Below are 22978 nucleotides of genomic sequence, written 5' to 3' on the forward strand. Positions count from 1 at the left end.
TGCCGATGCAAGTCGGCGCGGGTTGTTTATATAATGCCCGTCTTTGCCGGCAGTACGCGCGGCAGTCAGGCATTGCCGCTGAGGCACAGTTTCCCGAGACGAATTCATGAAAAGCGCTGAAATCCGTGAAGCCTTCCTCCGCTTCTTCGAAGAGAAGGGGCACACCCGCGTCGCCTCCAGTTCGCTGATCCCGGCGAACGACCCGACCCTGCTGTTCACCAACGCCGGCATGAACCAGTTCAAGGACTGCTTCCTCGGCCTGGAGAAGCGCGCCTACACCCGCGCCACCACCAGCCAGAAGTGCGTGCGCGCCGGCGGCAAGCACAACGACCTCGAGAACGTCGGTTACACCGCGCGCCACCACACCTTCTTCGAGATGCTGGGCAACTTCAGCTTCGGCGACTACTTCAAGCGTGACGCCATCGCCTACGCCTGGGAGTTCCTCACCTCGCCGAAGTGGCTGAACCTGCCCCAGGAAAAGCTCTGGGTCACCGTCTACGCCAGCGACGACGAGGCCTACGACCTGTGGACCCGCGAGGTCGGCGTGCCGGCCGAGCGCATGGTGCGCATCGGCGACAACAAGGGCGCCCCCTACGCTTCCGACAACTTCTGGGCGATGGGCGACACCGGCCCGTGCGGTCCGTGCACCGAGATCTTCTACGACCACGGCGCGGACATCTGGGGCGGCCCGCCCGGCTCGCCGGAGGAAGACGGCGACCGCTACATCGAAATCTGGAACAACGTGTTCATGCAGTTCAACCGTACCGCCGACGGCGTAATGCACCCGCTGCCGGCCCCCTCGGTGGACACCGGCATGGGCCTCGAGCGGATCAGCGCCGTGCTGCAGCACGTGCATTCCAACTACGAGATAGACCTGTTCCAGAACCTGCTGGCCGCTGCCGCGCAGGCGATCGGCTGCGCCAACGACGGTGCGCCCTCGCTCAAGGTGGTCGCCGACCACATCCGCTCCTGCGGCTTCCTGATCGCCGACGGCGTCACCCCGTCCAACGAGGGACGCGGCTACGTGCTGCGCCGCATCATTCGCCGCGCCTGCCGGCACGGCAACAAGCTGGGTGCCAAGGGCGCGTTCTTCCACAAGATCGTCGCCGCCCTGGCCGCCGAGATGGGCGACGCCTATCCGGAACTCAAGCAGCAGCAGGCGCAGATCGAGCGCGTGCTGAAGAGCGAGGAAGAGCAGTTCGCCAAGACCCTGGAGCAGGGCCTGAAGATCCTCGAGCAGGACCTGGCCGAACTGCAGGGCAAGGTCATCCCCGGCGATGTGGTGTTCAAGCTGTACGACACCTATGGCTTCCCGGTCGACCTGACCGCCGACATCGCCCGCGAGCGCGAGCTGTCCGTCGACGAGGAAGGTTTCGAGCGCGAGATGGAGGCCCAGCGCGAGCGCGCCCGCTCGGCCAGTGCCTTCGGTCTGGACTACAACAGCCTGGTCAAGGTCGACGCCGACACCCTGTTCACCGGCTACGAGGGCACCTTCGGCCAGGGCCAGGTGCTCGCCCTGTTCAAGGGCGGCGTCGCCGTCGAGCAGCTGGGCGAAGGCGAGGAGGGCGTGGTGGTCCTCGACCGTACCCCCTTCTATGCCGAGTCCGGTGGCCAGGTCGGCGACTGCGGCTACCTGAACGACACCAGTGCCGCGCGCTTCGACGTGCGCGACACCACCAAGGCCGGCGGCGCCCATCTGCATCATGGCGTGGTCGCCAAGGGTGCCCTGCGGGTCGGCCAGGTCCTCGAGGCCCAGGTCGACGCCTCGGTGCGCGGCGCCACCGCGCTCAACCACTCGGCCACCCACCTGCTGCATTCGGCCCTGCGCCAGGTGCTCGGCGAGCACGTGCAGCAGAAGGGCTCGCTGGTCGACAGCCAGCGCCTGCGTTTCGACTTCAGCCACTTCGAAGCGGTCAGCACCGAGCAGCTCAAGGCCCTGGAGACGCTGGTCAACAGCGAAATCCGCAAGAACAGCGGGGTGGAAACCGAGGTCACCGACATCGACACGGCCAAGCGCAAGGGCGCCACGGCGCTGTTCGGCGAGAAGTACGGCGACAGCGTGCGCGTGCTGAGCATGGGCGACTTCTCCATCGAGCTGTGCGGCGGTACCCACGTCAAGCGCACCGGCGACATCGGTCTGTTCAAGATCGTCAGCGAGGGCGGCGTGGCTGCCGGCGTGCGCCGCATCGAGGCGGTGACCGGCGCCGGGGCGCTGGACTACCTCAACGGCGCCGAGGAGCAGCTCAAGGAGGCAGCTGCCCTGGTCAAGGGCAGCCGCGACAACCTGCTCGACAAGCTCGCCAGCCTGCTCGAGCGCAACCGCCAGCTGGAGAAGGATCTCGAGCAGCTCAAGGCCAAGGCGGCGAGCGCCGCCGGTGACGACCTGGCCAACTCGGCCAGCGAGGTGGCCGGTGTCAAGGTGCTGTCCGCCCGTCTCGACGGCCAGGACGGCAAGGCCCTGCTGGCGCTGGTCGACCAGCTGAAGAACAAGCTGGGCAGCGCGGTGATCCTGCTCGGCGGCGAGTTCGACGGCAAGGTGGTGCTGGTAGCCGGGGTGACCCAGGACCTGACCGGCAAGCTCAAGGCCGGCGACCTGATGAAGCAGGCCGCTGCCGCGGTCGGTGGCAAGGGTGGCGGCCGTCCGGACATGGCCCAGGGCGGCGGCAGCGACGCCGGCCAGCTCGGCGCGGCGCTGGCGCTGACCGAGCCGTTCGTGGCGGCGGCGTTCTGATCTATCCGGGGCCTGCCAGGCCAGCGGCTCTTGGCAGGCTCCGGTCCGACATGTTTAATGAGCGACTTTTTCGCGGTTAGGCGGTATCCAAATGGCATTGATCGTACAGAAATTCGGGGGCACTTCGGTCGGCAGCGTCGAGCGCATCGAGCAGGTGGCCGAGAAGGTGAAAAAGTTCCGCGCAGCGGGGCATGACATCGTGGTCGTGGTGTCGGCCATGAGCGGCGAGACCAACCGTCTGATCGATCTGGCCAAACAGGTCATGCCGCAGCCGGATCCGCGCGAGCTGGACGCCATCATCTCCACCGGCGAGCAGGTGACCATCGGTCTGCTGAGCATGGCGCTGATCAAGCGCGGCGTGCCGGCGGTGTCCTTCACCGGCAATCAGGTACGCATCCTCACCGACAATGCCCACACCAAGGCGCGCATCCTCGATATCGACGATCAGCGCCTGCGTGCCGAGCTGAATGCTGGCCGCGTGGTGGTGGTCGCCGGCTTCCAGGGCGTCGACGAGCAGGGCAACATCACCACCCTCGGTCGCGGCGGCTCCGACACCACCGGCGTGGCCCTGGCGGCGGCGCTCAAGGCCGACGAGTGCCAGATCTACACCGATGTCGACGGTGTCTACACCACCGACCCGCGCGTGGTGGCCAAGGCCCAGCGTCTGGAAAAGATCACCTTCGAGGAAATGCTGGAAATGGCCAGCCTCGGCTCCAAGGTGCTGCAGATCCGCTCGGTGGAATTCGCCGGCAAGTACAACGTTCCGCTGCGCGTGCTGCACAGCTTCCAGGAGGGTCCGGGCACCCTCATTACCATCGATGAAGAGGAATCCATGGAACAGCCGATCATCTCCGGCATCGCCTTCAACCGCGACGAAGCCAAGCTGACCATCCGTGGCGTGCCGGACACCCCCGGCGTGGCGTTCAAGATTCTCGGTCCGATCAGCGCCGCCAACATCGAGGTGGACATGATCGTGCAGAACGTGGCGCACGATAACACCACCGACTTCACCTTCACCGTGCATCGCAACGAGTACGAGAAGGCGCTCGCCGTCCTCAAGCAGACCGCCGAGTCGATCGGTGCCCGCGAGGTGTCCGGCGACACCAACATCGCCAAGGTGTCCATCGTCGGTGTCGGCATGCGCTCCCACGCCGGCGTCGCCAGCCGCATGTTCGAGGCGCTGGCCAAGGAGAACATCAACATCCAGATGATCTCCACCTCGGAGATCAAGGTCAGCGTGGTCGTCGAGGAGAAATACCTCGAGCTGGCCGTGCGTGCCCTGCACACCGCTTTCGATCTGGACGCCCCGGCCCGACAGGGCGAGTGACGCCTCCCGAACAAAAGGCGCGGACTTCCGCGCCTTTTGTCGTTTTTGGTCTGGCGAAAGACTTTTATTCCGTCGGAGCTGGTCAATACTTTGGCAACAGCCTGGCGACTTCGGGTTGCGCAGGCCTTTAGCCGTTTTTCTTGCAGACAGCTGTCCTGAAACATACGTAAAGGAGAAAAGGAATGCTTATTCTGACTCGCCGGGTGGGTGAGACCCTGATGGTTGGTGACGACGTGACTGTGACCGTGCTAGGCGTGAAGGGGAATCAGGTACGTATCGGCGTCAACGCTCCCAAGGAAGTCGCGGTGCATCGCGAGGAAATCTACCAGCGCATCCAGAAGGAGAAGGACGAAGAACCAAGCCATTGATTTTTTTTCGATTTTTTATCGAATGAGGCTTTGCAAGCGGGGTTGGCTTGGGTATAGTACGCCCCGTGTTGCGGAGAGGTGGCCGAGTGGCCGAAGGCGCTCCCCTGCTAAGGGAGTACACCTCAAAAGGGTGTCGGGGGTTCGAATCCCCCCCTCTCCGCCATTGTTCTTTTCTCCTCAGCCTGTCAGGCTGGTGGAGTGACAGCCTGGCAAGACAGGCAGCCCTGCGCACTCATAGCTCAGCTGGATAGAGTACCCGGCTACGAACCGGGCGGTCGGAGGTTCGAATCCTCCTGAGTGCGCCATTTTCAGGATTGCATGGCTTGTGCCGTTCGGTCCGAACCAGCGGTGAACTGGTCAAGCACCACCCCGCGCACTCATAGCTCAGCTGGATAGAGTACCCGGCTACGAACCGGGCGGTCGGAGGTTCGAATCCTCCTGAGTGCGCCATTTTAGAGGTTGCGTCATCTGGCGGCGGCCTCAAACCAGAGGTGATCTGGCTAAACATCACAACGCACTCATAGCTCAGCTGGATAGAGTACCCGGCTACGAACCGGGCGGTCGGAGGTTCGAATCCTCCTGAGTGCGCCATACCCAAAGGGCCTGCAGCGATGCAGGCCCTTTTTTTCGTACGCCGCGAGGCTGCCGGACAGGCAGCACGCGGCGATCGATGCCGCTCCCGCCGGCGATTTGTTGCTCGTGGCGGGGCGGCCGAATGGTAACATTACACCTATCGCCCCCAGTGGGTTGTGTGGACATCCAGCCATGGACTTACCCAGTAGTCATACCGAACCGCGATTGTTCGTCTGCATCTTGAAAGATTGATCGCCCTTGGCGCGCGTCCCGCCGCTGGGGGACAGGGAGTGCGCAATGACTGAAGCAGAAGCCAAGAAGCCTCAGGAAAGCCTGCAGGACCGCCTGGCCCAGGTGGTCGATCTGCTCCACCGCCACCGCCTGGTGGAAGGCCTGGCCCACCGCCAGGAAGGGGAGCACCAGGAGCTGGTCGAGAGCCTGGTCCACCGTCAGAACCTGGCCGAGCTGCAACGCAAGCTCGAGGATCTGCACCCCGCCGATATCGCCCACATCCTTGAAGCCTTGCCGCTGGAAGACCGCCTGAGCGTCTGGCAACTGGTCAAGGCCGAGCGCGACGGCGACATCCTCCTCGAAGTGTCCGACGCGGTGCGCGAGTCGCTGATCGCCGACATGGACGATCACGAGATCCTCGCCGCTACCCGCGACCTGGATGCCGACGAGCTGGCCGACCTGGCGCCGGAACTGCCGCGCGACGTGGTCCACGAGCTGATGGAGTCGCTCGACGCCCAGCAACGCGAGCGGGTGCGCTCGGCGCTGTCCTACGAGGAGGACCAGGTCGGCGCGCTGATGGACTTCGAGATGGTCACCATCCGCGACGATGTGACCCTCGAGGTGGTGCTGCGCTACCTGCGCCGGCTCAAGGAGCTGCCCGGTCACACCGACAAGCTGTTCGTGGTCGACTACGACGGCATCCTGCAGGGGGTGCTGCCGATCAAGCGTCTGCTGGTCAACGACCCCGACAAGAAGGTGGCCGAGGTGATGGCCACCGACCCGGTGACTTTCCACCCCGACGAGGACGCCTACGACGCGGCCCAGGCCTTCGAGCGCTACGACCTGATTTCCGCGCCGGTGGTGGATCGCAACGACAAGCTGATCGGCCGCCTGACTATCGACGAGATGGTCGACCTGATCCGTGAGGAAAGCGAAACCGAAGTGCTCAACATGGCCGGTCTGCGCGAGGAAGAGGACATCTTCGCCTCGGTGTGGAAGTCGCTGCGCAACCGTTGGGCCTGGCTGGCGATCAACCTGATCACCGCCTTCGTCGCCTCGCGGGTGATCGGTCTGTTCGAGGGTTCGATCGAGAAGCTGGTCGCCCTGGCCGCGCTGATGCCGATCGTCGCCGGCATCGGCGGCAACTCCGGCAACCAGACCATCACCATGATCGTGCGCGCCATGGCGCTGGATCAGGTGGGTACCGGCAACACCGTACGGCTGCTGCGCAAGGAGCTGGGGGTGGCGCTGATCAACGGTGTGGTGTGGGGTGGGGTGATCGGCGGCGTCGCCTGGTATCTGTACGGCAGCTGGTCGCTGGGTGCGGTGATGACCGGCGCCATGACCCTCAACCTGCTGCTCGCCGCGCTGGTGGGGGTGCTGATTCCGATGACCCTGCTGCGTCTCGGACGCGACCCGGCGATGGGCGCCAGCGTGATGATCACCGCGGTCACCGACAGTGGCGGCTTCTTCATCTTCCTTGGCCTGGCGACCCTGTTCCTCATGTAGCGAGTCCCGGCAACGAAAAAGCCGCCAGAAATGGCGGCTTTTTCGTTGGCGAGGAATCAGTTTTCCTGATTGGCGGCGCTGTGGCCGAGCAGCGCGATCAGCGCACTCTGCTGGGGTTGCGGCAGCTGACGAAAATGCAGCAGCAACTCGCGCTCGTGCGGGTGCAGGTCGCCGTGGGCCGGTGCAGCGAAGCTCTCATGGAGCAGATTCAGATTGCCTTCGGCGATCAGGGTCTTCTCCAGACGGGCGATGATTTCCGAATTCATGCTGCGATGAGAGTGGCGGGCCACTTCGGCGATGCGCGCGCGCATGCCCTCCGGAAGGCGGACGACAAACTTGTCGGCGCTCCGACTGGAGCGGGAGGGGAGGCTCTGTTTCATGGGCTGTCGATAACCGGTTTATCAGTGGGTTCTCTGATCGAGATATAGAAGTAGCAGGGTTATGACCACGCTCGATCGGTTCCGTTCATCTCGTCCGCTTCGACCCGCCGCGTTCGAAGTCCAAGTTCGATCCTTGAGCAGGGGTTCGTGGGCGTGGCGGCAGTGTGACCGCTGACCATGCCCCTGGCCAGTTGCCCGTCCCGAAATTGCGATTGATTCTGCATTGCTGGCCTGCCGCGCTCTGTGCCGGGCTCGATGGCGGCGGCGCTGCGCGGGGCATGACAACTCGTCCCCCGTCGTTTAACATCGCCCGCCGAATGCGCCTGTAGCTCAGCTGGATAGAGCGACCGCCTCCTAAGCGGTAGGTCGGGGGTTCGAATCCCCCCTCGCGCACCATATTCGTGTCGCTCAAAAAGTCTTCCACACAGCGCGACTCTTTTGCTTTTGAGCCACAGGTGCATGCAAAGTGTGCCGTTGGAAGCAGCCGAGCCAGGTATGGCAAGCATGCCGGCGCCAATGCGGCGTGGCCGGATGCCGTGATGGTCTTGCCTCCACCGTTCAGTTGTTCCCCCACTGCCGTGAGATGGATTCCCTTGAGGGGGTGCGGATGAGTCGTCTGTTCAGCCTGCGCACTCTGCTATTGAGTGCCTTCCTTGGTTTTGGCTTGCTGGTTTCGGTCTATCAGGGGGTGTCGGTCTACCGTCATTCCCTGCAGGAGACGATGGCCGAACTGGAGGTCACCACCGACTTCATCGGCCATTTCCTCGCCGGCGGCCTGGAGCAGGACTCCTCCGCCTCGATCGAACGGCTCGCCCACCTGTTCGCCGAACACCTCGATCACCCCTCGCTGGTCTATGCCGCCGTGCTGGATGGCGAAGGGCGCATGCGTTCGCTCAGTCTGCCCCAGGGTGTCATGCGCATGCCGTTGAGCATGCCCGAGGTCGAGCGCCTGCTGCAGGCGCGCAGCGATTGGGAGGGCGCCCACCTGCAGTGGCTGGAACGCGACGAGTTGCTCCTCGGCGGCTATCCCATCGACCAGCAGGCGGGTGTGCAGGGGGGCATGGTGGTGCTGGTGATGCGCACCGATACCCTGCGTGACAATGCCTGGGCGCGCACCGGCGAGCAGCTCCTGTTGCTGCTGTTGCCGCTGCTGCTGCTGGCAGTGCTGCTGGCCTGGTTGCTCAAGCGTCTGCTCACCGACCGCATCGAGGAATTGCTGCAGGACGTACGTCGCCTGAGCCAGGGGCGGATCTCCCGGTTGCCGGTGCAGGGCAACGACGAGGTGAGCCAGCTGGCCGCCGAGTTCGGCGAGCTGATGCAGAAGATGATCAGCGCCCGCGACTACAACGAATACCTGCTCGACTGCATCCCCAGCCCGGTCTGGCAGGTCGATCCGCAGCAGCGCTGCGTCTACGTCAACGCCGCCTGGCTGGCCTTCACCGGCATGGGGCGGGCCGAGAGCCTTTACGAGGGCTGGTGGCAGGCGGTGCATCCCGATGATCGCGCGGTGCTCGAGCCGCTGCTGGTGGCCGGCCCTGGCGGCTGCGGAGCGGATTTCGCCCGTCGCCTGCGCCTGCGCGCGCGCGCCGGCTGCTACCACTGGATTCAGTTGCACTGCGAGCCGTTGGTGGGGCGTGACGGCCGTTTCAGTGGTTTTCTCGGCAGTGCCTTCGACATCCAGGCGGAGCTGGATGCGGCCAGCGAGCTGCAGGCCAACGAGGCCCGTTTCCGCGGCCTGGTCGAGCAGTCGCTGGTCGGCGTCTATGTACTGCGCGAAGGGTACTTCGAGTACGTCAACCCGCGCATGGCCGAGTGGTTCGGTTACCGGCCGCAGGAGCTGGTGGCGCGCTCGCTGCTCGACCTGGTCAGCGAGGCTGACCGCGAGATGGTGCGCGAGATGCTCGACAAGCGCGAGCGCGGCGAACTGCGCTCCGCGCATTACGAATTCCGCGCCCTGACCCGCGACGGGCGCGAGTTCGTCGCCGAAGCCTTCGGCACGCGTATCGAGCTGGACGGCCTGCCGGCGATCATCGGCACCTTGCTGGACGTTACCCAGGGCCACAAGGACCGCGCGGCGGTACAGGCGGTGGTGGATGCGGTGGTGGCCAGTCCGATGGTCATGCTGCGTCGCGGCGTGCGCATGGGTTGGCCGGTGCAGTTCATCTCCGCCAACGTCGGCCGCTGGGGCTATTCCGCCGAGAGCCTGAGCGAGGGACGGCGCTGGTTCACCACGCTGATCCATCCCGACGATCTGCGCCAGGTGATCGAGGAGGTGGAACGCTGCATCTTCGAGGTGCGCCCGGAGTTCGTCCTCGAATATCGCATCCGCACCGGCATCGGCACCTTCATCTGGGTCGAGGACTACAGCCGGGTGCATCGCGACGCCGCGGGCGTGCCGCAATGCCTCGAGAGCCTGCTGATCGACATCTCCGCGCGCAAGGCGGCGGATGAGAAGCTGCGCCATGCCGCCGCCGTGTTCACCAACGCCCGCGAGGGGGTGGTGATCACCGACACCACGCCGCAGATCATCGCGGTCAACCGTGCCTTCTGCGACATCACCGGCTACGAGGAGCACGAGGTGATCGGCCGCAACCCGAGCATGGTCAGCTCCGGACGGCAGAGCAAGGAGTTCTACCGCGACATGTGGGCGACGCTGATCGGCGAAGGCCACTGGCAGGGCGAGGTATGGAACCGGCGCAAGTCCGGCGAGGTGTTCCCGCAGTGGCACAGCATCAGCGCGGTGCGCGACGACCGCGGCAAGCTGACCAACTATGTGGCGGTGTTCAGCGACATTTCCCAGCTCAAGGAGTCCGAGGCGCAGCTCGAGCGGCTGGCCCACTACGACCCGCTGACCGAGCTGCCCAACCGGATTCTCGTCCAGTCGCACCTCAACGGCGCCATCGAGCGGGCGCGGCGTCTGCACTGCAAGGTGGCGGTGCTGTTCCTCGATCTCGACGGCTTCAAGCGGGTCAACGACAGTCTCGGCCACTCGGTGGGCGACGAGCTGCTGGTGCTGATCGCCCGTCGCCTGCGCCAGCGCATTCGCGCCGAGGACATGTTCGCCCGTCTGGGCGGCGACGAATTCCTGCTGGTGCTGGAGGGCATCGGCCACCCCGACGAGGCGGCGCTGGTGGCGCAGGACCTGATCGACCTGCTGCAGCAGCCATTCCGCGTCGGCAGCGGCCACGAGCTGTTCGTCGGCGCCAGCATCGGCATCAGCCTGTTCCCCGACGATGGCCAGGAGATGGCCGAGCTGATCCGCTGCTCCGACGTGGCCATGTATCAGGCCAAGGAAAATGGCCGCAACAACTACCAGTTCCACACCGAGGAGCTGACCCGCGCCGCCGAGAATCGCCAGGCGCTGGAAAGCCGCCTGCATCGGGCGATCACCGCGCAGGAGTTCGAACTGCACTACCAGCCGCAGGTGGATGTCGCCAGTGGCCGGATCCTCGGTTTCGAGGCGCTGGTGCGCTGGCGGCCGGGCAGCGGCGAGCCGGTCTCGCCGGCGGTGTTCATCCCGCTGCTCGAGGAAACCGGCCTGATCCTCGCCCTCGGCGACTGGGTGCTGCAGGAGGCCTGCGCGCAGGTGGTGCGCTGGCGCGCCGCGGGGTTGCCCGAGGTACCGGTGAGCGTCAACCTGTCGCCGCGCCAGTTCCAGCATCTGGACGTGGTCGAGCTGGTGCGCCGCGCGCTGGAGAGCAGCGGCCTGCCGGGCGCGCTGCTCGAACTGGAGATCACCGAGGGCGCGTTGATGGCGCAGGACCTGACCACCCAGGAGCGTCTCGCCGACCTCAAGGCGCTTGGCGTGCATCTGGCGGTGGACGACTTCGGCACCGGCTATTCGTCGCTGGCCTATCTCAGCCGCTTCCCCATCGACAAGCTGAAGATCGACAAGAGCTTCATCGACGGCCTCGGCCAGGATGCGCGCGCCGACAAGATCGTCGCCACCATCATCGCCATGGGCAAGGGCCTCGATCTGCATGTGGTCGCCGAAGGCGTGGAGAGCGCCGCGCAGCTCGAACTGCTGCGCGCCCACGGTTGCGATGCGGTACAGGGCTATCTGAGCGGACGGCCGCTGCCGGCGGCGCAGACCGCTGTGCGCCTGGCCGGCGAGCGCCAGAGCGTCGTGCTCTGACGACGCGGCGCCGCCGCGTCGGGGTCAGTGGGACAGCTGGGCGTGCAGCCAGGCGCAGACGTCGGCCGCGCCGGCCTGGCGCAGGCCCTCGCCGAGCGCGTTGGCTTCGGCCTGGTCGCGCGGCAGCAGGAGGAACTCCGGGCCGCCGCTGTCGCGCAGCAGGTGCAGGCGGGCATAGGGCATGCCGGTCAGCAACAGGCGCATGAAGCGCGCGTCGCTCCAGGCGGCTGCCGGCATGGCCAGCACGTGGTAGCCGGCATCCAGCTGCTCCAGGCCGCCGCGGTGCAGGCGGTATTCGGTGAGCACGGCCGGCATCTGCACGGTCAGGCCACGGCGGCGGGCGTAGGCCACCGCGCAGGCGAAGGCCTGGGGGACCTGTTCGCCGTTCCAGTAGTAGCGCTCGCCGCGCCAGTTGGCCTGGCGCAGATGGAGGGTCTCGCCGCTGGCATGGTGCGGCAGGGCCTGGGCCAGGGTGCGACTGAAGTCCTTGTAGCTGATCAGGCGGATGCTGCGGCAGGCCGGCGAGGCCGCGTAGTCCTCGAAGCGGGCGAAACGGGCGCCGGCTTCGGGGGCGCCCCCCAAGCCATCGACCCAGCGCAGATCGAACTCGCTGATTCGCCGCTCCTGCACCTGGACCAGCGCGCGCAGCGCCTGATGGGCCGCCGCCTTGTCCTCCTGGACCGGGCCGGACAGTGCCCCGCGGGGCAGGTCGGCCAGCCGTTGCAACGGTGGGCCGTCCTGCCACCAGATGCTGTCCGGTACTTCCGGCAAGGGGCTGAAGGGGAGGCGCAACTTCGCAGCCTGCTCCTGCAGCTGCATGCTACCGCTGGGCCCGAATCCTGCTCGGTGGGCCAGGGAGGCAAAAAAGTTGCGAAATGAAAATGGTGGCATGTTCACGCCCGAATGCTTCCTGCATATCGATGGGTTATCGGCTCGCGGCAGATCATTGCTCACTTGATGCCATTACTCAGCAAAGACAAGACTAACCGACTTTGCCCGCTGAAAAAATGCTGGCCAGCTGTCGCCATGGCTTGCGTCACGTCTGGAGCGCGGGGCGTGCTTCGCCCGCCACAGCGGCTGGGCTATACTTCGCACCCCGACGACCTGCTGATGATTCCTGCCCATGTATGCTCTCGCCCGCGAGCTGCTGTTCAAACTGTCCCCGGAAACCTCCCACGAACTGGCCATCGACCTGATCGGTGCCGGTGGCCGCCTCGGCCTCAATCGCCTGGTCTGCCAGACGCCGCGCCTGCCGGTGCGGGTGATGGGTCTGGAGTTCGCCAACCCGGTCGGTCTCGCCGCCGGTCTCGACAAGAACGGTGATGCCATCGACGGTTTCGCCCAGCTCGGCTTCGGCTTCGTCGAGATCGGCACCGTGACGCCGCGCCCGCAGCCGGGCAATCCCAAGCCGCGCCTGTTCCGCCTGCCGCAGTCCGAGGCGATCATCAACCGCATGGGCTTCAACAACCATGGCGTCGACCACCTGCTGGAGCGCGTCAAGGCCGCCCAGTACCGCGGCGTGCTGGGCATCAATATCGGCAAGAACTTCGATACGCCGGTCGAGCGCGCGGTGGACGACTACCTGCTGTGCCTGGACAAGGTCTATCCCCACGCCAGCTACGTCACGGTCAACGTCAGCTCGCCGAACACCCCCGGGCTGCGCAGCCTGCAGTTCGGCGACTCGCTCAAGCAGCTGCTCGAAGCGCTGCGCCAGCGCCAGGAGGCTCTCGCCGTGCAGCACGGCCGCCGGGTGCCGCTGGCGATCAAGATCGCCCCGGACATGAGCGACGAGGAAACCGTGCTGGTGGCGCGTGCCCTGCTGGATGCCGGCATGGATGCGGTGATCGCCACCAACACCACCCTGAGCCGCGCAGGCGTGGAAGGGCTGGCGCATGCCGACGAGGCCGGCGGCCTGTCCGGTGCCCCGGTGCGCGACAGGAGCACGCATACCGTGCGGCTGCTGGCTGGCGAACTGGCCGGGCGGCTGCCGATCATCGCGGTCGGCGGCATCACCGAGGGCGCCCATGCCGCCGAGAAGATCGCCGCCGGCGCCAGCCTGGTGCAGATCTACTCCGGCTTCATCTACAAGGGCCCGGCGCTGATCCGCGCGGCCGTGGACGCCATCGCGGCGACCGGCCGGGTCTGAGCCCCGGAAACGGAACGGGGCCCCCTGGGGCCCCGTTGTGGATGGATAGATCGGCTGAAAAGGCGTACGAGGGTGCGGTTCAGCTGACCGCGTGAAGTTGGTTGAGACGGTGGATGCCGGCCGTGCCGGTCATACCCTCCCAGTTGTCGACACGACCTTCGCGCCAGCCATTGATCCAGGCTTGGCGGGCCGACGGTGCTGAGCAGGGACACATGTCGCGGGACTTCCCGCTGATGCCATATTGATAACCGCGCAAAAAGGCTCTTTCCAACGGATCACGCTTGAGTCTCTTCATCGGGTATTGCCCTCTTAGGTTGACTTACTTGTCCCGTTGGCCTCTTGGAGGCCTGGCGGAAGGTCCGCCATAAAGCTCGCTGCCGACAGGGCGAGCATATTCCGCAGTTCTTAAGGAGGTGCGGATTATGGGAGTTCTAAATGAATCTCCTTGGTGCTGTGAATGATCGAATTGTCATAAAGGAAACAATACTAGGACGCTCATGGCCTAAGCCGGCGTTCTGACCCGCGTGGCAGCCCGCTCAGGCGCGGTTTTGCCGGCGGTTGCACTTAGACCGAACGAGCTGGCGTTCTGCCGATTGGGGCGGGCGCCTTCCGACGAAGGGGCATCTGCGTCCCTGAGTCACACCCAATGAAGGGCCTGGCCCCTGGAATACCGCATGTCCGACCTCTACCCACTCGTTCTCACCAGTCCCAAGGGCCTGGAAACCCTGCTGCTCGATGAAGCCACCGCACTGGGCCTGCAAGACGGGCGCGAACAGGTGGCGGCCGTGCAGGGCCAGGGCAGCCTGGAAACCGCCTACCGTCTGTGCCTGTGGTCGCGATTGGCCAACCGCGTGCTGCTGGTGCTCGGCCGCTTCCCGGTGGACAGCGCCGAGACGCTCTACCAGGCGGTCCGCTCGATCGACTGGAGCGAGCACCTGCTGCCCTCCGGCAGCCTGGCGGTGGAATTCTCCGGCCGTGGCGCCGGCATCGACAACACCCACTTCGGCGCGCTCAAGGTCAAGGACGGCATCGTCGACAGCCTGCGCGCGCAGTCCGGCCAGCGGCCGTCGGTGGACAAGTATCAGCCCGACCTGCGCATCCATGCGCGCCTCGAGCGCGGCGAGCTGGTGCTGTCGCTCGACCTGTCCGGCTTCAGCCTGCACCAGCGCGGCTACCGGCTGCAGCAGGGCGCCGCGCCGCTCAAGGAAAACCTCGCCGCCGCCATCCTGATCCGCGCCGGCTGGCCGCGCATCGCCGCCGAGGGCGGCGCGCTGGCCGACCCGATGTGCGGCGTCGGCACCTTCCTGGTCGAGGCGGGCATGATGGCCGCCGACATCGCGCCCAACCTCAAGCGCGAGAAGTGGGGTTTCTCCAACTGGCTGGGTCACGTACCGGCGCTCTGGAAGAAGCTGCACGAGGAAGCCGAGGCGCGCGCGAGCGCCGGTCTCGCCCGTCCGCCGCTGTGGATCCGTGGCTACGAGGCCGATCCGCGGTTGATCCAGCCTGGGCGCAACAACATCGAGCGCGCCGGCCTCGCCGACTGGGTGAAGATCTACCAGGGCGAGCTGGCCACCTTCGAGCCGCGCCCGGACCAGAACCAGACCGGTCTGGTGGTGTGCAACCCGCCCTATGGCGAGCGCCTGGGCGACGAGGCCAGCCTGCTGTACCTCTACCAGCATCTCGGCGAGCGCCTGCGCCAGGCCTGCCTGAACTGGGAGGCGGCGGTGTTCACCGGCGCGCCGGAGCTGGGCAAGCGCATGGGCATCCGCAGCCACAAGCAGTACGCCTTCTGGAACGGCGCGCTGCCGTGCAAGCTGCTGCTGTTCAAGGTGCTGCCGGAGCAGTTCGTCACCGGCCGCAACGAGCCGGCGGCGGCCCAGCCGGCCCCGCAGGCGCGGATGATCGGCGGCCAGCTGGTCGAGCGGCCGCCGGCGGTACGCACCGAGCCGGCGCGTCTGTCCGAGGGCGGGCAGATGTTCGCCAACCGTCTGCAGAAGAATCTCAAGACCCTGGGCAAGTGGGCGCGCAAGGCCGGAATCGAATGCTACCGCCTGTACGACGCCGACATGCCGGAGTACGCGCTGGCGGTCGACCTGTATCGCGACTGGGTGCACGTGCAGGAGTACGCGCCGCCGCGCTCGATCGATCCGGACAAGGCGCAGGCGCGCCTGTTCGACGCCCTGGCGGCGATCCCGCAGGCGCTGGATATCGATCCTTCGCGGGTGGTCATCAAGCGCCGCGAGCGCCAGGCCGGCAAGAAGCAGTATGAGCGCCAGGCCCAGCAGGGGCAGTTCATGGAGGTGGGCGAGGGCGGCGTCAAGCTGCTGGTCAACCTCACCGACTACCTCGACACCGGGCTGTTCCTCGATCACCGCCCGCTGCGCCTGCGCATCCAGCGCGAGGCGGCCGGCAAGCGCTTCCTCAACCTGTTCTGCTACACCGCCACCGCCACCGTGCACGCGGCCAAGGGCGGCGCGCGCAGCACCACCAGCGTCGACCTGTCGAAGACCTACCTGGATTGGGCGCGGCGCAACCTGGCGCTCAACGGCTTCTCCGAGAAGCAGCGTCTGGAGCAGGGCGACGTGATGGCCTGGCTGGAAGCCGACCGCGGCGAATACGAGCTGATCTTCATCGACCCGCCGACCTTCTCCAATTCCAAGCGCATGGAGGGCGTGTTCGACGTGCAGCGCGACCACGTCCATCTGCTCGACCTGGCGATGGCGCGCCTGGCCAGGGGCGGGGTGCTGTACTTCTCCAACAACTTCCGCAAGTTCCAGCTCGATCCGGCCCTGGAGCAGCGCTACGCGGTGGAGGAGATCAGCGCGCAGACGATCGATCAGGACTTCGCCCGCGACCCGAAGATCCACCGCGCCTGGCGGCTGACCGCCCGGTAGGGTGGATTGGCGTAGCGTAATCCACCGATGCCGCCGCAGGCGGCACCTCGCGATGCTGTTGCAGCTCGGCGGTGGTGGACAATCGCTGGCGCGAGTTGTCCACCCACCGAACTGCCGCGCATGAAAAAACCGCCTGCCGGTGAGCCCGGACAGGCGGTTTTTGCATTTCGGCCTCAGCGCCCGAGGCTGGCCATGGTGCCGGGCTGGCGGTACAGCTCCTGGATCACCTGGTCGAGGATCGCCGAGGCGCCCCACGGCCGCGGATGGTTGAGGATTGCCACCACCGCCCAGGTGTTGCCCTGGGCGTCGCGGCTGAAGCCGGCCAGCGCGCGCACGTTGTTCAGCGTGCCGGTCTTCAGGTGCGCGTTGCCGGCCAGCGGGGTGTTGCGCATGCGCTTGCGCAGGGTGCCGTCCATCGCCGCCAGCGGCAGCGAGGAGATGAACTCGGCGGCGAACGGGCTGTTCCAGGCGGCGTGCAGCATGGCGGCCATTTCCCGCGCGCTGATCCGCTCGCGGCGCGACAGCCCGGAACCGTTTTCCAGCACCAGGTTCGGCGCGCGAATGCCCTTGCGGCTCAGCCACTGGTCGATGGTCCGGTAGGCGGCCGCGGCGTCGTCGGCATCGCTGGGCAGGCGGTGGCGCGCGCCGATCGACAGGAACAGCTGACGGGCCATGGTGTTGTTGCTGTACTTGTTGATGTCGCGAATGACCTCGACGACATCCGGCGACAGGGTCTGCGCCAGCAGGCGGGCGTTGCCGGGCGTGGTGCCCAGGCGATCGCGGCCGGCGATGCTGCCGCCCAGCTCGCTCCACAGCGCGCGCACCGAGCCGCCGGCGAAGGTCGGATGGTCGAGCAGCGACAGGTAGCGCTGGCCGCTGCAGCCTTCCGGAATCTGCCCGCTGGCCACCACGTCGAGGGTGCCGTCGGCCTGCGGCTGGAAGTTGTAGGTCACCTGCGGCCAGCTCGGGCAGCTGGCCGGCGCCGTCACCTTCACCCGGTTGTCGATGCGGATATAGGGGATCGGCGGCTCGGCCTGCACGGCGGCGCCGCGCGCCTCGCCGCGCACGATCATGCGCAGGGTCTTGAGATTGACCATCAGCGCGTCGGGCTCGACCAGATACGGCTTGCTGGCGTCGCCGCCGTCGTCGTCGAAGGGCGTGTGGGCCGGGTTGCGGAAGTGGTTGCGTTCCAGCACCAGGTCGCCCTGGATCTGCTGCACGCCGGCGTTGCGCAGATCGCGCAGCAGCAGCCACAGGCGCTCCATGGTCAGCTTGGGATCGCCGCCGCCCTTGAGGTAGAGGTTGCCCTGCAGCACGCCGTTGCGCAGCGGGCCGTCGGCATAGAAGGCGGTCTTCCACTGGTAGGTGGGGCCGAGCAGCTCCAGCGCCGCATAGGTGGTGACCAGCTTCATGGTCGAGGCCGGATTGACCGCCACGTCGGCGTTGAAGTAGCTGGCGCTGCCCGGGCCGGTGAGCGGAATCACCGCCAGCGACAGCGCGTCGTTGTTCAGCTTGCTGGCCCTGAGCGCCTGTTCCACGCGCGGCGGCAGGCCGGCGGCGTTGACGGGCAGCGGCAGGCCGGCGGGCAGCAGCAGGCCGACCAGGCCGAGCAGGCGCAGCGGTCGGCAGAAATTCTTGGCCTTGGCGAGCAAGGACTTGGCAGGGGAAAACGGCACGAGAGAACTCACAGAGCAGATTGGAGAATCTCGTCGCATTATGCCTGAAACCCTCTGTTCCGGGGTTTTGCACGCCGGGCGGTCGGCAGTCATGGGCCTGCCGCCCGCAAGCTGGTAGAGTGCCGGGCCCAATCGTTCGAGGATGCCCCCATGGCTACCAACCGCTCCCGCCGCCTGCGCAAGAAGCTCTGTGTCGACGAATTCCAGGAACTCGGCTTCGAGCTGTTCATCACCTATCGCGAGGATCTCGACGAAGCGGCCGAAGATGCCTTCATGCAGCAGTTCCTCCAGCAGGCGATCGAGGGCAACGGCCTGATGTTCATCGGCTGCGACGAGTTCGGCATGGTCTGCCTGGGCAAGCGCGGTTCGGTCAGCGAGGAGCAGCGCGCTCAGGTCGAGGCCTGGCTGCAGGCGCGCAGCGAGCTGGCCAGCTACCGCGTCGGCGCGCTGGCCGATGCCTGGTATCCGGAAAAGCCGCTCAACGCCTGATCGACCGCTCACGACAAAAGCCCCGCGACACCAGGCGTGTCGCGGGGCTTTTGCGTTTGCGGGGCGCTTACACCGGGCTGGAGCGCCCGGTCATCTCCCGCGCCATTTCGGTGGCGTAGCTGTCGGTCATCCCGGCGATGAAGTCGATCATCCGCATGTAGGCCTTGTACAGCGGCCAGTGCGGGTCGGGCGCATTGTTGCCGAGCAGGTCGAGGATCCGCTGGTTCTTGAACGACGGCGTGCGTCCGCCGTGCTGCTCCAGCGCCGCGCCGCAGAAGGCGTTGAGGAGGATCTCCAGGGTGGTGTAGGCACCGATCTCGTGCAGGGTCTTGCGCTTGTCCTGGAAGATCTTCTCCCGTGCCAGCGCCTTGGCGCGCAGCACGCACAGCTTGGCCGGGCCGTGCATGTGCTCGACCAGGTCGCCCTCCAGGCTGCCGGCGAGCAGCGCGTCGTGCTGGGCGACGAAGGCCCGCGCGGCGGCGTTGGTCAGGTGCTCGATGGCCTTGCCGCGCAGGATCGCCAGCTTGCGCCGCCGCGAGTCGCGCGGCCCCAGTTGGCGATAGGTATCGGGCAGGTCGTCGCCGACCAGGTCGAGCAGCAGCGCCTCGACCTCGGCGTAGTCGAGCAGATCCATTTCCAGGCCGTCCTCCAGGTCGATCAGGCCGTAGCAGATGTCGTCGGCCGCTTCCATCAGGTAGACCAGCGGGTGGCGCGCCCAGCGCTGCTCGTCCAGGCGCGGCAGGTCGAGCTTGCGGGCGATCTGCTCGAGCACCGGCAGCTCGCTCTGGTAGCAGCCGAACTTGTGCTTCTTGTAGCCCTGGGCATCGCCGTGGCGGGCGGTCCAGGGATACTTCAGGTAGCTGCCGAGGGTCGCGTAGGTCAGCCGGGTGCCGCCGTCGAACTGGTGGTATTCGAGTTGGGTGAGCACGCGAAAGCCTTGGGCATTGCCCTCGAAACACAGGAAGTCGGCGCGCTCGGCCGCGCTCAGGGTATCCAGCCAGCCACGCTCCTCGGCCTGCTGGAACCAGTGGCGGATGGCGTCCTCGCCCGAGTGGCCGAACGGCGGGTTGCCGATGTCGTGGGCCAGGCAGGCCGACTGCACGATCACCCCGAGGTCGCTGGAGTCACACCAGTCCGGCAGCTCCCCGCGCAGGATCTCGCCGACGCGCATGCCCAGCGAGCGGCCGACGCAGGCGACCTCCAGGCTGTGGGTCAGGCGGGTGTGGATATGGTCGTTGCTGGAAACCGGGTGGACCTGGGTCTTGCGTCCCAGGCGGCGGAAGGCGCCGGAAAAGACGATGCGGTCGTGGTCCTTGTGGAAAGCGCTGCGGCCGAGTTCCTCCGTGCTCTGCACGGGTTTGCCGAAGCGCTCGCGGGAAAGCAGGGTGTGCCAGTCCAAGGGGCGTACTCCAGATCGCGGAGTCTCCAGCTTGCGGTGTGCCGGCGGGCGCTGCAAGCCTGATCGACGCTCAGGTCGGCGCACCGCCTGGGCGGCGTGCGTGCACCATTTGTAGTCCCGTCATGATCATATTGGGGCGGCATGCCTATTGCATCAAACGGCGCCGTGTGCCTGCGAAACTGGCCGTTCCAGGGGCAGTCCGGTAGGTCGACAGGATGTTGCATCACACCTATAACATTATGATTAACAAGGAAATAACGTCAAAGTTGGACCATCCTGACGGGAATTGCCGGTAGTCCGCTGCGAAAGCGCCGGCGATTGGCGATTCGGTGCATGCATTTTTGTGGTGCGCCTTCTCGGTTCGGTGGTCATCTTTGGTGCTTTATCTGCCAACCGGAGGAGCGCGTCGCGCCGATGGAAAATCTGTCCACTGCCGTGAACAGCCTGGTTCACGGATCCAACACCCTGTTCATCCTGATTGGCGCGGTCATGGTCCTGGCCATGCACGCCGGCTTCGCCTTCCTCGAGGTCGGCACCGTGCGCCAGAAGAACCAGGTCAACGCCCTGTCGAAGATCCTCGCCGACTTCGCCGTCTCCTGCCTGGCCTACTTCTTCGTCGGCTACTGGGTGGCCTACGGGGTGAGCTTCCTGACGCCGGCCAGCACGCTGACCGTGGAGAACGGCTACGCGCTGGTGAAGTTCTTCTTCCTGCTGACCTTCGCGGCGGCGATTCCGGCGATCATCTCCGGCGGCATCGCCGAGCGCTCCAAGTTCGGCCCGCAGCTGTGCGCCACGGCGCTGATCGTCTCCTTCGTCTACCCCTTCTTCGAGGGCATGATCTGGAACGGCAACTTCGGCCTGCAGGCCTGGCTGACCGCGCAGTTCGGCGCCGCCTTCCACGACTTCGCCGGTTCGGTGGTGGTGCATGCGGTCGGTGGCTGGCTGGCGCTGGGCGCGGTGCTGATGCTCGGCCACCGCAACGGCCGCTATCGCGACGGCCGGCTGGTGGCCTTCGCGCCGTCCAACATCCCGTTCCTGGCCCTGGGCTCGTGGATCCTGATCGTCGGCTGGTTCGGCTTCAACGTGATGAGCGCGCAGACCCTGCAGGGCGCCAGCGGCCTGGTGGCGGTCAACTCGCTGATGGCCATGGTCGGCGGCACCCTGACGGCGCTGCTGATCGGCCGCAACGACCCCGGCTTCCTACACAACGGCCCGCTGGCCGGTCTGGTGGCGGTATGCGCCGGCTCCGACCTGATGCATCCGGTCGGTGCGCTGATCACCGGCGGCATCGCCGGCGCGCTGTTCGTGTGGGCGTTCACCGCCACCCAGAACCGCTGGAAGATCGACGACGTGCTGGGCGTCTGGCCGCTGCACGGGCTGTGCGGCCTGTGGGGCGGGCTCGCCTGCGGGGTGTTCGGCCACACCGCGCTGGGTGGTCTCGGTGGCGTAAGCCTGGTCAGCCAGCTGCTCGGCACGCTGCTCGGCTGCGCGCTGGCGCTGGTCGGCGGCCTGCTGGTCTACGGCTTGCTGAAGAGCACCGCCGGCATTCGTCTGAGCGCCGAGGAGGAGTACTACGGCGCCGACCTGTCGATCCACAAGATCGGCGCGACCAACCACGACTGATCGCCAGCCACAAAAAAGCCCGCTCTCGAGCGGGCTTTTTTTCACCAGGCGCTGCTTAGAACAGCGGCAGGGTGTAGGAGAGGATCAGGCGATTCTCGTCCAGGTCGCTGGCGTAGTTGCTGCGCATGTGCGCGTTGCGCCAGTGCACGCCGAGGTTCTTCAGGGCGCCTTGCTGGAACACGTACTTCAGCTCGGTGTTGCGTTCCCACTCCTTGCCTTCGCTGCCGTCGGCGAGATCGAAGTTGTCGCCGGAGACGTAACGGGTCATGAAGGTCAGGCCCGGGATGCCGAGGCTGGTGAAGTCGTAGTCGTAGCGCACCTGCCAGGACTGCTCGTCGGTGTTGGAGAAGTCACCGATCTGCACGTAGTTGACCAGGAACGGGTTGTTGCCGTTGATGAAGGCGTAGCCGGTGTCGCCGGTCATCGCCTGGTAGCCCAGACCGAACTTGTGCGCCTTCAGGGCGTAGGTGAACATCGCGCCGAAGGCGTTGTTGTCGACGTTGCTGTCGTCTTCCTCGCTGGTCTTGGCGAAGCGCAGGTCGGTCTTCAGGTTCTGGGCGTCGGCGATCGGCAGCACGTGCACCAGGTTGAAGATGTGCTGCTTGTACAGCTCGTCCAGGTTGCCGTAGTGGTAGGCGGTGGTCAGTTCGCTGTTCCACTTGTAGGTCAGGCCGCCGAACACGAACTGGTCGCTGTCGCTGCGACCGGCCAGGCCGTTGCGGGTGCTGGTGCGCGCCAGGGTCATGGTTTCATGGTCCTGGGAGTCGCGGTAGTTGATGCGGTTGACCATGCCCAGGTCGAGGGCCAGGCCGGCGATTTCCTGCGAGTTCAGGTAGCCGCCCTGGTAGCTGGTCGGCAGCAGGCGGTTGTCGACGCCGGAGATGGTCGGCAGGTTCGGCATCACGGTGCCGACCTTCAGCACGCTGTTGGAGGCCTTGAACTTGGCGGTCACGCCCAGGTCGCCGTAGGTGTCCTGCGCTTCGCCGGTTTCACGGTCGCGCAGCAGCACGCCGGTGCCGCTGGTGCCGCGGCCGGAGTCGAGCTTGACGCCCAGGGTGCCGAGCGCGTCGACGCCGACGCCGATGGTGCCTTCGGTGAAGCCGGACTCGACGCGGACGATGAAGCCCTGGCCCCACTCTTCCTGCTTGGCGACCCGATCGGTCGGCTTGCCGACGGTGGTCGGGACGGCCGGGTCGCTGTCCTGGCGAATGTCGCGGTTGAAGTAGAAGTTGCGCAGTTCCAGGGTGGCCTTGCTGTCTTCTACGAATGCTGCCTGGGCGAGGCACGGCAGAATCATGCCGGCGCCGAGGGTTGCGGCAGCAACCGCGCGAGCGAGCGGGGTCATGCTCATTTTATTCTGTGCTCCAGATGGGGTATGGGGGAGTGCGACCGGCCAGTTATGTGGCTCTATTGTGAAAGCGGCGTGAATAGAACATGTCGGATGGTGGCGGTGCGCTTATACATTGGTCTTAGCGCGCGCGAATCTGCCGGACAGGT

15 protein-coding genes and 5 tRNA genes are annotated in these 22978 nt (G+C 66.2%); 14 read left to right on the forward strand and 6 right to left on the reverse strand.

What is annotated here, in order from left to right:
* Positions 1 to 106: 106 nt before the first annotated feature.
* The 8 genes from alaS (at position 107) to mgtE (ending at position 6739) form a co-directional block, all read left to right on the forward strand.
* Entirely contained in the window at positions 107 to 2731 is a 2625-nt protein-coding gene (gene alaS / locus LMJ29_RS13830) for an alanine--tRNA ligase (protein WP_229606097.1), read from the forward strand.
* 91 nt (positions 2732 to 2822) lie between these two features.
* Entirely contained in the window at positions 2823 to 4058 is a 1236-nt protein-coding gene (locus LMJ29_RS13835; protein WP_229606098.1) for an aspartate kinase, read from the forward strand.
* A gap of 182 nt (positions 4059 to 4240) precedes the next feature.
* The gene (gene csrA, locus LMJ29_RS13840) at positions 4241 to 4426 is read left to right on the forward strand and encodes a carbon storage regulator CsrA (RefSeq protein WP_090312814.1); all 186 of its coding nucleotides are present in this window, start codon (positions 4241 to 4243) and stop codon (positions 4424 to 4426) included.
* 72 nt (positions 4427 to 4498) lie between these two features.
* Positions 4499 to 4589: transfer RNA gene (locus tag LMJ29_RS13845), tRNA-Ser, on the forward strand.
* A gap of 65 nt (positions 4590 to 4654) precedes the next feature.
* Positions 4655 to 4731: transfer RNA gene (locus tag LMJ29_RS13850), tRNA-Arg, on the forward strand.
* Between the two features lie 68 nt (positions 4732 to 4799).
* Positions 4800 to 4876, forward strand: a tRNA-Arg gene (locus LMJ29_RS13855).
* 64 nt (positions 4877 to 4940) lie between these two features.
* Positions 4941 to 5017: transfer RNA gene (locus LMJ29_RS13860), tRNA-Arg, on the forward strand.
* Positions 5018 to 5296: 279 nt separating this feature from the next.
* Positions 5297 to 6739 carry a magnesium transporter gene (gene mgtE, locus LMJ29_RS13865; protein ID WP_229606099.1) on the forward strand — a complete coding sequence of 481 codons (1443 nt, stop codon included), beginning with the start codon at positions 5297 to 5299 and terminating at the stop codon, positions 6737 to 6739.
* 56 nt (positions 6740 to 6795) lie between these two features.
* Here the strand turns inward: mgtE and LMJ29_RS13870 are convergent, their stop codons facing one another.
* Positions 6796 to 7119, reverse strand: a complete 324-nt coding sequence (locus LMJ29_RS13870; protein WP_229606100.1) for an Arc family DNA-binding protein — start codon at positions 7117 to 7119, stop codon at positions 6796 to 6798.
* Positions 7120 to 7438: 319 nt separating this feature from the next.
* Here LMJ29_RS13870 and LMJ29_RS13875 point away from each other — a divergent pair.
* Both LMJ29_RS13875 and LMJ29_RS13880 read left to right on the forward strand, forming a co-directional pair.
* Positions 7439 to 7515 (forward strand) — tRNA-Arg (locus LMJ29_RS13875).
* Positions 7516 to 7726: 211 nt separating this feature from the next.
* A complete protein-coding gene (locus LMJ29_RS13880; protein ID WP_229606101.1) occupies positions 7727 to 11254 on the forward strand; it encodes a sensor domain-containing protein in 3528 nt (1175 codons plus the stop codon).
* Positions 11255 to 11278: 24 nt separating this feature from the next.
* On the opposite strand, the gene LMJ29_RS13885 is transcribed toward LMJ29_RS13880, so the two are convergent.
* A complete protein-coding gene (locus LMJ29_RS13885; RefSeq protein WP_229606102.1) occupies positions 11279 to 12046 on the reverse strand; it encodes a DUF6685 family protein in 768 nt (255 codons plus the stop codon).
* Between the two features lie 331 nt (positions 12047 to 12377).
* Between LMJ29_RS13885 and LMJ29_RS13890 the strand changes: the two genes are divergently transcribed.
* Complete coding sequence (locus LMJ29_RS13890; RefSeq protein WP_229606103.1) at positions 12378 to 13400, forward strand: quinone-dependent dihydroorotate dehydrogenase; 1023 nt, start codon at positions 12378 to 12380, stop codon at positions 13398 to 13400.
* 79 nt (positions 13401 to 13479) lie between these two features.
* Here LMJ29_RS13890 and rmf read toward each other — a convergent pair whose 3' ends face one another.
* On the reverse strand, positions 13480 to 13695 hold the full coding sequence (gene rmf / locus LMJ29_RS13895) for a ribosome modulation factor (protein WP_229606104.1): 216 nt from the start codon (positions 13693 to 13695) through the stop codon (positions 13480 to 13482).
* Between the two features lie 379 nt (positions 13696 to 14074).
* Here rmf and rlmKL point away from each other — a divergent pair, with 379 nt between their 5' ends.
* A complete protein-coding gene (gene rlmKL, locus LMJ29_RS13900) occupies positions 14075 to 16294 on the forward strand; it encodes a bifunctional 23S rRNA (guanine(2069)-N(7))-methyltransferase RlmK/23S rRNA (guanine(2445)-N(2))-methyltransferase RlmL (RefSeq protein WP_229606105.1) in 2220 nt (739 codons plus the stop codon).
* Positions 16295 to 16467: 173 nt separating this feature from the next.
* Here the strand turns inward: rlmKL and dacB are convergent, their stop codons facing one another.
* Entirely contained in the window at positions 16468 to 18009 is a 1542-nt protein-coding gene (dacB, locus tag LMJ29_RS13905) for a D-alanyl-D-alanine carboxypeptidase/D-alanyl-D-alanine endopeptidase (protein WP_377656755.1), read from the reverse strand.
* 111 nt (positions 18010 to 18120) lie between these two features.
* Here dacB and LMJ29_RS13910 point away from each other — a divergent pair, with 111 nt between their 5' ends.
* Positions 18121 to 18459: a YggL 50S ribosome-binding family protein gene (locus LMJ29_RS13910; RefSeq protein WP_229606106.1), complete on the forward strand. Its 339-nt coding sequence runs from the start codon at positions 18121 to 18123 to the stop codon at positions 18457 to 18459.
* 67 nt (positions 18460 to 18526) lie between these two features.
* Here LMJ29_RS13910 and LMJ29_RS13915 read toward each other — a convergent pair whose 3' ends face one another.
* Positions 18527 to 19858 carry a deoxyguanosinetriphosphate triphosphohydrolase gene (locus tag LMJ29_RS13915; protein WP_229606107.1) on the reverse strand — a complete coding sequence of 444 codons (1332 nt, stop codon included), beginning with the start codon at positions 19856 to 19858 and terminating at the stop codon, positions 18527 to 18529.
* Positions 19859 to 20272: 414 nt separating this feature from the next.
* Between LMJ29_RS13915 and LMJ29_RS13920 the strand changes: the two genes are divergently transcribed.
* The gene (locus LMJ29_RS13920) at positions 20273 to 21481 is read left to right on the forward strand and encodes an ammonium transporter (RefSeq protein ID WP_229606108.1); all 1209 of its coding nucleotides are present in this window, start codon (positions 20273 to 20275) and stop codon (positions 21479 to 21481) included.
* A 55-nt stretch (positions 21482 to 21536) separates the two neighbouring features.
* On the opposite strand, the gene LMJ29_RS13925 is transcribed toward LMJ29_RS13920, so the two are convergent.
* Positions 21537 to 22832 carry an OprD family porin gene (locus LMJ29_RS13925; protein ID WP_229606109.1) on the reverse strand — a complete coding sequence of 432 codons (1296 nt, stop codon included), beginning with the start codon at positions 22830 to 22832 and terminating at the stop codon, positions 21537 to 21539.
* Positions 22833 to 22978 lie beyond the last annotated feature (146 nt).

The sequence above is a fragment of the Pseudomonas oryzagri genome (assembly GCF_020831405.1).
GTDB lineage: Bacteria > Pseudomonadota > Gammaproteobacteria > Pseudomonadales > Pseudomonadaceae > Geopseudomonas > Geopseudomonas oryzagri.